Here is an 11,416-nt window from a genome sequence, read left to right as displayed (position 1 = left end):
CCTATGACGTTCTGATTCGTAGTCAGACCCTCTATCCAGCTGAGGTAACGCCGCAACGCACGGATTATTATGCACGTGACCCCTCGATGGGTCAAGCGACAATTTGGAAAAATTTTACGAAGTGATGATTAAGATGCTCGCGCCTCGACCGAGGTTCGAATCCGTGCGGTGCCGGCGTAAAAGAAAAGCCCCCGTTGCCGGAGGCTTCAAGTTCAATTGGTGCGGCGTATAGGATTCCGCGCATCCGCTTCGCGGATCCACACCGGCTTCGGCCGCCTGCCGGCGTCCTCGCCCGCGGGCTAAAAACGCTCCGCGTTTTCTTGACGCCCGCGCCTCGACCGAGGTTCGAATCCATGCGGTGTTTACCTAAAAGAAAAGCCCCCGTTGCCGGAGGCTTTCAATTTCAATTGGTGCGGCGTATAGGATTCGAACCTATGACGTTCTGATTCGTAGTCAGACCCTCTATCCAGCTGAGGTAACGCCGCAGCGCAAGACATATAAAACCACTTTAGTTCATTAGAGTCAAGCACAATCTCTAACTTTTTTTCTCCAGGCAGATATTTGTCACGCTGCGCCGCGGGCACCAACGCTTCCCGTACGATCGATTGGCTTTTCAATCACATCGAACCCGGCGCCAAGCTCCCCCAAGAGCGACCGCACCCGCTGGGCACAATCGTAGTCGGCAAACGAGATGCTCAACATTCGAGCCACCTGGTTAGATGTCCGGACCCCATAGAAATGCTCAAGGGCAACAAGCCCCTCGTGCGCCACAAACGTCTCGATCACATGTGGCGACTCCTCATAGCACCATTGCGTCAATGGTCCCTCGCTCGTCTGCCGAACCACCAAGCCACCCATGCCAGACGGCTCACACGTTACCAGCAGGTACTCACCGCCTTCATCGCTCTCGAACATAACTACCCGTTCATCGAACAACTCCATTGCATCCCCTTTCTCTCGCTCTTATCTAGCAAAAGCATAGCAGGTAGATAGCTGTATACAGAACGTTTGTTCGTGTATTTTCTATTGAGCTGTCCGCACGACATGGTATGGGCCTGCGCACAAAATAGGGCGCCCCAGACAGGAGCGCCCCATCAAATCGCTTATGTAGCTTGCCTACGCGACCGGCTCGATCTTCTCGAGGCCGCCCATGTAGGGACGCAGAACCTCGGGGATCGTGATGGTGCCGTCGGCGTTCTGGTAGTTCTCCAGAATGGCGGCCATCGTGCGGCCAGCCGGCAGACCGGAGCCGTTGAGGGTATGCAGGTAGCGCGAACCCTTGAAGTTCTCGGGGTCGCGATACTTGATATTGGCGCGGCGAGCCTGGAAGTCACCGCAGTTGGAGCAGGAGCTGATCTCCTTGTAGGCGTTGTAGCTCGGCAGCCAGACCTCGACGTCGTAGGTCTGACGGGCAGAGAAGCCCAAGTCGCCGGTGCACAGGCTAATCACGCGATACGGAAGGCCCAGCTGCTGCAGCAGGTACTCGGCCTCGGCGGTCATGCTCTCGAGCTCCTCGTCGGACTCCTCCGGCTTGGCAAACTTGACCATCTCGACCTTGTCGAACTCGTGCTGGCGAATGATGCCGCGGGTGTCGCGACCAGCGGAGCCGGCCTCCTCGCGGAAGCAGGGGGTGAAGGCGGTGTAGCGACGCGGCAGGGTATCAGCATCGAGAACCTCGCCGGCGTGCAGGTTGGTAAGCACGACCTCGGCGGTGGGGATCAGGAAGTTATCACCCGAGACGTGATAGGCATCGTCCTCGAACTTGGGCAGCTGGCCCGTGCCAAACATGGTCTGACGCTTGACGACGATGGGCGGCCACCACTCCTTAAAGCCACGGCTGGTGTGCGTGTCGAGGAAGAAGTTGATGAGGGCGCGCTCCAGACGGGCGCCGGCGCCACCGAGAACGGTGAAGCGGCTGCCGGAGAGCTTGTTGCCGCGCTCGAAGTCGAGGATGTCGAGGTCGGTGCCCAGATCCCAGTGCGGCTTAAAGTCGAAGTCGAACTCGCGCGGGGTGCCCCAACGACGGCGCTCGATGTTCTCGTCCTCGTCCTTGCCGTACGGCGTGGCCTCGCAAGGGATGTTGGGCAGGTGAGCCATGAAGTCGTACTGCTCCTGCTCAAGAGCGGTGCGGCGCTCGGCCAGACCGTCAATCTTCTCGTTGACGGCGCGCACGGCCTCCTTGGCGGCCTCGGCCTCGTCCTTCTTGCCCTCCTTCATCAGGGCGCCGATCTTCTTGGACTCGGCATTACGCGTTGCCTGGAGCTCCTCGACCTCGGTGATGACGGCACGGCGCTCGTCGTCGAGCTCAAAGAACTTCTCGCGGTCCCAAGACGTCTGGCGGTTAGCCATGGCGGTATCGATGGCATCGGGGTTCTCGCGAACAAACTTGATATCAAGCATTAGATCCTCCGGCAATATACATTCCATTTAGGTTGCAACCTTGTACATGTATGGGCAAGTATATACTTATGAGCGTTTACGACCCAACTCAACTACGCAAGAAGGCACCCAATGGACGCAGTTTTTTCCTTTTTGTTTGGCACCCGCACCGGTTTTGCCATCCTTTTCGCCGGCGGCATCCTACTGTTTGCGATTCTTGCCTTTGTAATGGAGAAGCGCACCCATAAGCTCTACGTCGACCGCGGACCCAAATCCGAGGACGATCAAGACGGCTTCTGGGACTAACCTGCCAAAAAGGGACCGGTTTATTTTGGTCGGTTTTATCTGAGCAAACGCAAGCGCCCCGCAACTGGAATTGAGCCAGTTGCGGGGCGCTTTTCGCACATGCGAAAAAACCGCAGGAAAAAACCTGCCAAAATAAACCTGTCCCTAAATGGCAGGTTTCACTGGAGGGTGGCGTCGATGGCCTTGACCAGGGCGCTGCGCATGCCGGCGTCCTCGAGCGCGACGACGCCCTTGATGGTGGCGCCGCCGGGTGAGCATACGGCATCCTTCATCGCCGCAGGATGCTGCCCTGTTGCAAGCTGCAGCTTTGCCGTACCCAACACCATCTGGCTCACAATGCGATAGGCATCGGCGCGCGGAATGCCGTGCTTGACGGCCGCGTCGCCCAGGGCCTCAATCGCCATGGCGACAAATGCCGGGGCGCAACCGCCCACGGTGCCGCCCACAAACAGCAGGCTCGTGTCGAGCTCGACGACAGTGCCAAGCTTACCGAGCAGGTCGAGCACAACAGCACGTTGCTCGTCGCCGAGCGTAGAGGACCTCTCGCAGGCGATGACGCCCTCGCCCACCGAAACCGGCGTGTTGGGCACTGTCGAGATATGCGCGACACCCGGCAGGACCTTTTCCCACTTGGCGCTATCCCAAGTCCAGGCAACCGAAAGGACAACCTTGTCGGCAAGAGTGTCCTTAAGCGGAGCGAAGACCTTCTCGATCATGTACGGCTTGACCGCAGCAACCACGATATCGGATGCGGCGACAACCTCCGCCGCGTCACGACAGGCAACCATCCCACGCGCCTCACAACGCTCAACCAAGGCGTCGTAGTGGCCCGCGCAGGCGCACATATCGCTCGCAGCCACACCGGCGGCGATCCAGCCATCGGCCATAGCGCTCGCCATATTGCCAAAACCGACAAATCCAATCTTCATATCTCATAGTCCTCTCAGACACGTTCTTCAAAACGAAAGCTATTGTCCCACGGCATTGTTTCGTATTGCCGACCTATTTGTGATACGGCTCGCCACGGCTGATCTTGCAGGCGCGATAGATTTGCTCCAGCAGCACCACGCGCGCCAAGTTATGCGGCAAGGTAATACGTCCAAAGCTGAGCATCTCGTCGGCTCGTGCGCGTACATCATCGCTCACGCCGTCCGATCCGCCAATCACAAAGGCGATGTCGCTGTTACCACGCAGCATAAGATCGTCGAGCCGCGCCGAGAGTTCCTCACTCGAGCGCTCTTTGCCCTCAATGGCCAGCAAGATCACATGTGCTCGAGGTGGCAGGGCTGCAAGTATCGCTGCCCCCTCCTTGTCGCGCGCGGCATCCACGCCGCCCGCCTTAGCCGGGTCGATATCGGCCACCTCGCGGATATCCACTTTGGCATAGGCGCCCAGGCGCTTGGTGTACTCGGCGCAGGCATCCTTCCAAAAGCGCTCCTTGAGCTTACCGACGCAAACGACGGTGTATTTCACGCGCGTCTACTCCTTCGAATCGTTTTGGACTTTGCCGGCGGTCAGCATCTGCTCGAACATCGAGGCCGACTGCGAGAAATCGCTCGGCAGTACGACCGTCGATGTTTTACCCGTGCGAGCGAACTCTGTCATCATCTCGGACCACTGCGTAAACATGAACAGCTGGTTGGCCTCGTCGTTACCGACACCCGTCTCCTGGATGATCTCGAGCGAATCCTTGATGCCCAGCGCGATGGCCTTGCGCTGGTTGGCGATGCCCTCGCCCGCCTTTTCCATCGCCTCGGCCTCGGCGGTCGCCTCGGTGACGCGCTTGATGCGGTCGGCCTCGGCGAGCTCCTGCGCAGCAGCGCGCTTTCGCTGGGCGGCATTGATGTCGTTCATGGAGTTCTCGACCTCGGTCGGCAGCGCGATCTTGGTGATGAGTGTCGACACGAGGGTAAAGCCGTAGGCAGCCATCTGCTCGGACACGGTGGCATTAACGTCCTTGGCGATGTCATCCTTCTTGGCAAAGACCTCATCGAGCGTATAGACGGGGATGGAAGAGCGCAGGGCGTCGGTGATGAAATCACGCATCTGGTCGACGGGCTCCTGCAGCATGTAGTAGCTCTTGTAGATGCCCGAATCTGCCGGGCCGGCGCCCATGTCATAGCTCACGTGGTACTGAGCAGAGACCTCAAGGCCGATGGTCACGTTGTCCTGGGTCTTAACGTCGATGCCAAAACCGTTTTTCATGGTGCGCAGACTCACCGTGGCGGCCTTGCGGTCGATCACGGGCACCTTCATGTGGAAGCCCGCGTTGACGATGCGGTTAAACTTGCCCAGACGCTCGATGATCACGGCATGCTGCTGTTCAACGACATAGCAGGCGTTGGGGAGCAGCAGCAACAAAATGATGATGGGAAGTAGAAAGCTCGTAAGGGCAGCGATGATACCGGACAACAGCATGGTCTCTCCTCTGATAGGCACACGTTGGCACTAGGATACCCGCACGAAGCAGCCACGTGACACCAACAGGAGGACCCGTGGTCAAAAAAGGCCAAATATGAGTACTGTTACCAGTTTAGTAACAGCGTATTTGGGTCAAAATCGCCTCGTTGAACCCGAGGTCTATCGAAATTACTTCATTTTGTCTCAAGGTTGAGCCAAATTAGCGTACATCTGTTGCGTAAAATGAGCAAAAATGGCTTCATGAAATGTCTCTATTTTCATGTCAGTACTCATATTTGCCACTTTTTGACCACAGGGGCATCTACCGCGCGAAATCGATATGTCAAATCTGCCAAAAACGGCCCATAACAAAAAAGCTCCCATTGCTGGGAGCTCTTTCATTCAATGGTGCGGGCGAAAGGACTTGAACCTTCATGGGGTTGCCCCCATACGGACCTGAACCGTACGCGTCTGCCAATTCCGCCACGCCCGCGTGCAGGAATTAGAATAACGGAGCGCCACCGCGAACGCAAGAACTATTTTTGAAAAAGTTTGCAGGCATTTTCCCAAGCGGCTTGCGCGATTGCCTCAGCATCCTCGCCGGTACGATCGACACGGTCGTTAACCAGCGCGTTTGCCGTAATGGAGATCATTGCGGGCTCGCATTCAAGACCGCGGATGGGCTCCGGAGCCATATACGGGCAATCCGTCTCGAACAAAATTCGATCGAGTGGGGTTGCCGCAAATGCCTCGCGCACGTCGTCGTTGCGCTTAAAGGTGGCCGCACCACCATAGGCGATATAGCAGCCCAGCTCCACAAAGCGCTCCATCGTGGCGCGGTCCTCGCCAAAGCAGTGCAGCACACAACCGGCCTGGGGCACGCCCACCTCACGAAGCACGTTGTACGCATCAACGTGCGAGGTGCGCTCATGGTCCGTGTCCTCGTGGCGCAGATGCAGCTCCACCGGCACGTTACGGCACACGGCAAGCTCGAGCTGACGCGCCATGCAGTCAATCTGCACGTTATGGGGTGCCGGCGCGATATCGTCGTCATAGTCCATGTGGTAGTCCAGGCCGATTTCGCCAATACCGGCGCATAAGGAATCATCGAGCGCGGCAACGACCTGTGCGTGAACGTCGTCGGTATAGTCCGGTGCGCCATACGGATGCACGCCGGCAAGATACTTGATCTGCGGGATATCCTGCATCGGCAGAATTTCGCGCACGAGCCAGTCGCTATAGTCCGTCACGCTGCGTTTGTCAGCGATGGGGTCGAGCATCGTCACCAACAGGTCGACGCCTGCCGCCTTGGCACGCACGAGCGTCTCAGGCACATCCTTGCCCCAGAACGAAAGTAGATGCGCATGCGTGTCGGCAAGCGGTGCCAAGGGCACGGGACAAGCAACCGTCTTCTTTTTCTTGGTAAACGTCACACGTTCGGCATTAGGCATCATGGATTAGCTCCTGGGCCAGACGGACAAAGTCGGCAACATCAAGCGTCTCGGCGCGCGTGGTGGGTGCGATACCGCAAGCCTCAAAGGCGGCATCGAGCACGTCCTTGGCAAAGCCGTTGGCGCTCATGGAATTGCGGATGGTCTTGCGACGCTGGGCAAATGCAGCATCAATCACGCGAGCCACAAAGTCGCGATCGAGCCCTTCGGGCACCACGCCGTCAACACGGTCGATACGCACGACGGCCGAGTCCACGTGCGGCGCCGGCATAAAGCAACGCGGCGGCACCTCAAAACGACCCGTCACCTGCGCATACAGGCCGAGCTTTGCCGTATAGCCGCCATAGGTCTTGTTGCCCGGCGTTGCGGCAATGCGATCGGCAACCTCCTTTTGAACCATGACGACGGCGCGCTTGAGCGCGGGCATCGTCTGGAAGAACTGCAGGATGATCGTCGCCGCCACGTTATAGGGCAGGTTCGCAACAAATACCGTTGGCTCACCGCCTGCAGCCTGCTCAATCTGCCCCGGCGTCACCTTGAGCGCGTCACCCATGATAAAGCGGAAGTTGGCATAGTCGGCGGCGTGGGCGTCAAGCACCGGCTCAAGCTCGGGATCGGCCTCGATCGACGTAACGCACGCCGCCTCCTGCAGCAACGCAAGTGTCAACGTACCGCAACCCGGGCCGACCTCGAGCACGCGCTCATCGCCCGCAAGTTCAGCGAGCTCACAGATACGTTCGATCACATGGTTGTCGATCAGGAAGTTTTGGCCCAGGCGATGCTTGGTCGCAAGGCCAAACTCCTCTAGCAGCTCCCTAGTTGCCGTGGGGTTTGCCAAAGGCGAAGTTGTCATAGTTGCCTCCTTAGCATGGTGGCGGCGTCTTGAAACAAAAGGGCATGGACCGTTGCGGCCATGCCCTTACATCTAAACAGCAAATTGCCGATATGGCGCGCAGCGGCTTAGCCCAGACGCGGGAACAGCGGCTCGCCCTTCTCGACGGGCTGACCACCGGCAAGCAGGCCCCAAGCGCAAATGCCCTTGAGGTCGTCGCTCGTGGCCTCGTCCTCGCAGGACAGGCGACGCAGAGCCTCGGCAGAAGTCTGGGGCATGAGTGGCATCAGCAGGTGAGCGGCGATGCGGATGGCCTCGAGCAGGTTGTAGATCACAAACGCCAGCTCGTCAGCCTTGGCCTCGTCCTTGGCAAGCGCCCAAGGCTCGGAGTCCTCGATGTAGTGGTTGGCGGCATGGATGAGCTCCATGACCTCGTCCTTGGCTCCACCGTAATCGAGCACGTCCATCTTGGCCATGTAGCGATCGACCAGGCCATCGGCAATCTTTGCCAGCGGGTTGTCGAACGCATCGAACGATGCGGGCTTGGCGGGCGCGCAACCGTCAAAGTACTTGCCGCTCATGTTGAGCGAACGCGAGATAAGGTTGCCCCAGCTGTTGGCCAGGTCGGCGTTGTAGACCTGCTCCATGCGCTCGAAGCTGATGGCGCCGTCGGTGCCGGGCACCACGTCGGTCATAAAGTAATAGCGATAGCCCTCGACGCCCAGCATGTCGATAACGTCCTGCGGAGCGATGGCGTTGCCGCGGCTCTTGGACATCTTCTCGGCCTTGCCGGTCTCGGCATTGCGCACGGTCAGGAAGCCGTGGGCAAAGACGTGCTCGGGCAGGGCCTCGCCGATGGCCATGAGCATGGCGGGCCAAATGACGCAGTGGAAGCGGATGATGTCCTTGCCCACGATGTGGAACTGCGCGGGCCAGCGATAGGCCAGCTCGGCACGCGCCTCGTCGGTGTCGACACCGTAGCCGACGGCCGTCATATAGTTGAGCAGCGCATCGAACCACACGTAGGTCACGTGACCCTCGTCAAACGGGACCTGAATGCCCCAGTCAAAGCTCGTGCGGCTCACGGAAAGGTCGTTAAGGCCGCCCTCGACAAAGCTGCGCACCTCGTTCATGCGGAACGCAGGCTCGACAAAATCGGGGTGCTCGTCATAGAGCTTGAGCAGCTTGTCCTGGAACGCAGAGAGCTTAAAGAAGTAGGACTCCTCCTGCACGCGCTCGAGCGGACGGTGGCAATCGGGGCACAGGTGCTGGCCGACGCTGCCGTACTCCTCGTCGCCCTTCTGGACCTGCGTATCGGTAAAGTAGGTCTCGTCGGGCACGCAGTACCAGCCGTCGTAGCTGCCCTTATACAGGTAGCCGGACTCCTTCATGCGCTCCCACAGATACTGCACCGCATGATGCTGGCGCGGCTCGGTGGTGCGGATGAAGTCGTCGTTGGAGATCTCGAGCTTGCTCCAAAGCTCCTTGAAATGCGGAGCCTGGCTGTCGGTCCACTCCTGCGGCGTCATGTTGTGCTTGGCTGCAGCCTCGGCGACCTTCTCGCCATGCTCGTCCATGCCAGTCAGGAACTTGACGTTATAGCCGGCTGAGCGGCGATAGCGAGCCTGAACATCGGCGATGATGGTGGAATAAGCCGTGCCCAGGTGCGGATCGGCGTTGACGTAGTAGATGGGCGTCGTGATAAAGAACGAAGGCTTGCTTTGATCCATGGGGTTTGTCCTCCAGAAAAACGTTGCATACAGGGGATGATTCTAGCGCAAGGGCTGGATATCCTCCATCTATTGCATATCGAGCACCATGGCATAGACATCGCGCTTGCGGCGCGAATACTTCTGAGACAGGCGCTTGGCCACCGCAGACGCGGGCTCCCCCTCCTCGAGCGCGGCGCGGATATCCTCGCGCAGGGCCTCGTCGGGATCCGCTGCCGCGGCGCCAACCGGCACGATACCGGCCTCCTCGTCCTCGCTCGGCGGCGCGATGACCAGCGCAATCTCGCCCTTCACCTCGCCGCGAGCACGCAGCTCCTCGGCGAGCTGGGCGGCGGGCCCGCGCAAGACCTCCTCGTGCAGCTTGGTAAGTTCGCGGCAGACGGCAACCTCACGCTGGGGAAAAACCTCTGTCACAGCCTCGAGCGTCGCCACGATGCGATGTGGAGACTCGTAGAAGATGAGTGCGCCGGGAACCACGGCAAGGCGCTGCAAACGGCGCACGCGGTCGCCGCGCTTTCGACCCAAAAAGCCCTCGAAGAAAAAATGTTCGCAGGGAATGCCGGACGAAACGAGCGCCGTGACGCAAGCAGAGGGCCCGGGAACAACTTCGACGGGCACATCGGCCTCACGCGCCGCCTCGACCAGCGCCTGGCCGGGATCGGACACGCTCGGCATGCCGGCGTCCGAGGCAAAGGCGAGGGTCTCCCCCGCCAGCAGACGGTCGACCAGGCCGGTGGCGCGGCTGGCGATCACATTCTCGTCGCAACGGACAAGCGGCTTGGAAATGCCCAGGTGCATCAGCAGCTTTGACGTCACGCGCGTGTCTTCGCAGCAGATGACATCGGCAGCGGCAAAGGCCTCGCCAACGCGCGGGGACAGGTCGCCCAGGTTGCCGATGGGCGTGCCGACCACATAGAGTTTGCCCGTATGGGCGCTGTTTTGCGTCATATCAACCTATTCAATCATGCCGCGCTCGAGCGTACCGAGCGCCGCGCGGGCGTCCCATGCTGCAATGCGCTTCTCGGTCTTCCACGTTTGGAAGAACCAACCGGCAGCCGGCGCAAACGAAGCCAGCTGGTTGGCGATAAACACGCGCTCGTAGGCATTGCGGCCCTCGGGCGTAACCGACGAGTTGGCAAAGATCGCCGCGCCCGACCATTCGCCCACCAGCACGGGGAACCCAGTTGAAATCGCCTCTTTAAGCTCGCGCTTGTTACGCGAAATCGCCGTCGTCAGCCCGCGGGGGCTCGTGATATCGAGCGCATACTCGTCGCGGTAATGGTACAGGTGAAGGTCCATGTAGACGTTCTTGTACTTGGCGCCGCGCATAAAATGCTTCCACTCGCTGGGATGCCCCGAAGACGAAAAGACGACGATCTTATCCTCGGGCATATACGAACGGACGAGCTCGTAGGCATCGCGATAGAAATTGCGCAGGTAGTGAGCCGGAATGCCATCCGTCATGGCAAAAAGACTCTTGCGGACACTCATCTGCGGCGTATCCAGCAGCTCAATGCCCAGCAGGCTCTCGGCCTCGCCGTAACGCTCGGCCAAGCGCTCGAGCACGTCGAGTGCGACATGGCGGCCGTTAGTGGACGAATGCCACTCGGCAACAGCCTCCGGCGTGGCGGGCGAATCGTTGGAATCGCCCTGGCCACCGGGCACAGTCGCCAGGTCAAGCAGCACGCGAATGTTGTACTTGGCAGCCCACTCAATCGCGCGGTCGATGTAATCGACAACCGAGATGTAGGAGGCATCGGACTCCTGTGAGCCAAAGGCATACCAAGGCACCGGCAGGCGCACGGCGTTGAGGCCGATCTGCGCCATGCGACGGAAATCATCCTCGCTCACAAACGTCTCGTAATGACGGCGCATGCGCTCGTTATAGGCGGCGGTGCCCATGGCCTCCTGCAGCTCGGCCGCGTTGGATGCACCGGTCGCCGCGTATAGCGACGGGGTAACCCAAGGCTCGGGAATAAACCAGCCAGAGAGATTAACGCCGAGTATCCTCTCCATCACTGCCCCCTTCGGATCGTGCAGGCCGAGCCTGCATCGTATTGCATAGGAAAAGTATCGTTTTGAGTATACCCGCGCGTGCGGACAGACGACCGAACGGTCTGTAAAGTGGCGCAAAAGCGGGAGGAATGTCTGAGCGGGCCCGAGATGGCGCGCCGAGATGTGCACGCACGTCGGAAGTAAGCGCCGGAAAGCGCGTCCCGTTTTTCGCAAAAGACTGGGATGCATTTTCCGCGGGTCCACATAAAAGACGATATGAGAAAGCCATTTGGGTCGCCTCCCCCGCGGCGCAGCTTCTTTCC

11 protein-coding genes and 2 tRNA genes are annotated in these 11,416 nt (G+C 59.5%); 1 reads left to right on the top strand and 12 read right to left on the bottom strand.

Going from position 1 to position 11,416, the window contains the following annotated elements; all coding sequences use genetic code 11:
- Positions 1–408: 408 nt before the first annotated feature.
- From KSY82_RS09725 to serS, 3 genes are all read right to left on the bottom strand, one after another.
- Positions 409–485, bottom strand: a tRNA-Arg gene (locus tag KSY82_RS09725).
- Between the two features lie 79 nt (positions 486–564).
- The gene (locus KSY82_RS09720; RefSeq protein ID WP_217749850.1) at positions 565–915 is read right to left on the bottom strand and encodes a hypothetical protein; all 351 of its coding nucleotides are present in this window, start codon (positions 913–915) and stop codon (positions 565–567) included.
- 201 nt (positions 916–1,116) lie between these two features.
- Positions 1,117–2,400 carry a serine--tRNA ligase gene (gene serS / locus KSY82_RS09715; protein ID WP_152074052.1) on the bottom strand — a complete coding sequence of 428 codons (1,284 nt, stop codon included), beginning with the start codon at positions 2,398–2,400 and terminating at the stop codon, positions 1,117–1,119.
- A 111-nt stretch (positions 2,401–2,511) separates the two neighbouring features.
- Here serS and KSY82_RS09710 point away from each other — a divergent pair, with 111 nt between their 5' ends.
- The gene (locus tag KSY82_RS09710; protein WP_197032773.1) at positions 2,512–2,685 is read left to right on the top strand and encodes a DUF6724 family protein; all 174 of its coding nucleotides are present in this window, start codon (positions 2,512–2,514) and stop codon (positions 2,683–2,685) included.
- Positions 2,686–2,843: 158 nt separating this feature from the next.
- Here the strand turns inward: KSY82_RS09710 and proC are convergent, their stop codons facing one another.
- From proC to KSY82_RS09665, 9 genes are all read right to left on the bottom strand, one after another.
- Positions 2,844–3,614 (bottom strand): pyrroline-5-carboxylate reductase, encoded by a 771-nt coding sequence (proC, locus tag KSY82_RS09705; RefSeq protein ID WP_217749851.1) that lies wholly within the window; start codon positions 3,612–3,614, stop codon positions 2,844–2,846.
- A gap of 73 nt (positions 3,615–3,687) precedes the next feature.
- Positions 3,688–4,158: a 23S rRNA (pseudouridine(1915)-N(3))-methyltransferase RlmH gene (rlmH, locus tag KSY82_RS09700; RefSeq protein ID WP_217749852.1), complete on the bottom strand. Its 471-nt coding sequence runs from the start codon at positions 4,156–4,158 to the stop codon at positions 3,688–3,690.
- A gap of 6 nt (positions 4,159–4,164) precedes the next feature.
- A complete protein-coding gene (locus tag KSY82_RS09695; protein ID WP_217749853.1) occupies positions 4,165–5,103 on the bottom strand; it encodes an SPFH domain-containing protein in 939 nt (312 codons plus the stop codon).
- Positions 5,104–5,491: 388 nt separating this feature from the next.
- Positions 5,492–5,578 (bottom strand) — tRNA-Leu (locus tag KSY82_RS09690).
- A 43-nt stretch (positions 5,579–5,621) separates the two neighbouring features.
- On the bottom strand, positions 5,622–6,539 hold the full coding sequence (locus tag KSY82_RS09685) for a TatD family hydrolase (RefSeq protein WP_195239553.1): 918 nt from the start codon (positions 6,537–6,539) through the stop codon (positions 5,622–5,624).
- Positions 6,529–7,389 carry a 16S rRNA (adenine(1518)-N(6)/adenine(1519)-N(6))-dimethyltransferase RsmA gene (gene rsmA / locus KSY82_RS09680; protein WP_217749854.1) on the bottom strand — a complete coding sequence of 287 codons (861 nt, stop codon included), beginning with the start codon at positions 7,387–7,389 and terminating at the stop codon, positions 6,529–6,531. Before rsmA ends, KSY82_RS09685 begins: the two co-directional genes overlap by 11 nt.
- 107 nt (positions 7,390–7,496) lie before the next feature.
- On the bottom strand, positions 7,497–9,098 hold the full coding sequence (gene metG / locus KSY82_RS09675; protein WP_217749855.1) for a methionine--tRNA ligase: 1,602 nt from the start codon (positions 9,096–9,098) through the stop codon (positions 7,497–7,499).
- A 69-nt stretch (positions 9,099–9,167) separates the two neighbouring features.
- A complete protein-coding gene (rsmI, locus tag KSY82_RS09670; RefSeq protein WP_217749856.1) occupies positions 9,168–10,046 on the bottom strand; it encodes a 16S rRNA (cytidine(1402)-2'-O)-methyltransferase in 879 nt (292 codons plus the stop codon).
- Positions 10,047–10,052: 6 nt separating this feature from the next.
- The gene (locus tag KSY82_RS09665; protein WP_099432625.1) at positions 10,053–11,114 is read right to left on the bottom strand and encodes a glycoside hydrolase family 5 protein; all 1,062 of its coding nucleotides are present in this window, start codon (positions 11,112–11,114) and stop codon (positions 10,053–10,055) included.
- Positions 11,115–11,416 lie beyond the last annotated feature (302 nt).

The sequence above is a fragment of the Collinsella aerofaciens genome (assembly GCF_019131995.1).
In the GTDB taxonomy this organism is placed as follows: domain Bacteria; phylum Actinomycetota; class Coriobacteriia; order Coriobacteriales; family Coriobacteriaceae; genus Collinsella; species Collinsella aerofaciens_S.
This window is presented reverse-complemented; position numbering and strand designations above follow the sequence as displayed.

Bases quoted from the DNA above. Each gene is read 5' to 3' on its own strand.
- KSY82_RS09720 (WP_217749850.1), bottom strand. From the start codon at position 915: ATGTTCGAGAGCGATGAAGGCGGTGAGTACCTGCTGGTAACGTGTGAG.
- serS (WP_152074052.1), bottom strand. From the start codon at position 2,400: ATGCTTGATATCAAGTTTGTTCGCGAGAACCCCGATGCCATCGATACC.
- KSY82_RS09710 (WP_197032773.1), top strand. From the start codon at position 2,512: ATGGACGCAGTTTTTTCCTTTTTGTTTGGCACCCGCACCGGTTTTGCC.
- proC (WP_217749851.1), bottom strand. From the start codon at position 3,614: ATGAAGATTGGATTTGTCGGTTTTGGCAATATGGCGAGCGCTATGGCC.
- KSY82_RS09695 (WP_217749853.1), bottom strand. From the start codon at position 5,103: ATGCTGTTGTCCGGTATCATCGCTGCCCTTACGAGCTTTCTACTTCCC.
- KSY82_RS09685 (WP_195239553.1), bottom strand. From the start codon at position 6,539: ATGATGCCTAATGCCGAACGTGTGACGTTTACCAAGAAAAAGAAGACG.
- rsmA (WP_217749854.1), bottom strand. From the start codon at position 7,389: ATGACAACTTCGCCTTTGGCAAACCCCACGGCAACTAGGGAGCTGCTA.
- metG (WP_217749855.1), bottom strand. From the start codon at position 9,098: ATGGATCAAAGCAAGCCTTCGTTCTTTATCACGACGCCCATCTACTAC.
- rsmI (WP_217749856.1), bottom strand. From the start codon at position 10,046: ATGACGCAAAACAGCGCCCATACGGGCAAACTCTATGTGGTCGGCACG.
- KSY82_RS09665 (WP_099432625.1), bottom strand. From the start codon at position 11,114: ATGGAGAGGATACTCGGCGTTAATCTCTCTGGCTGGTTTATTCCCGAG.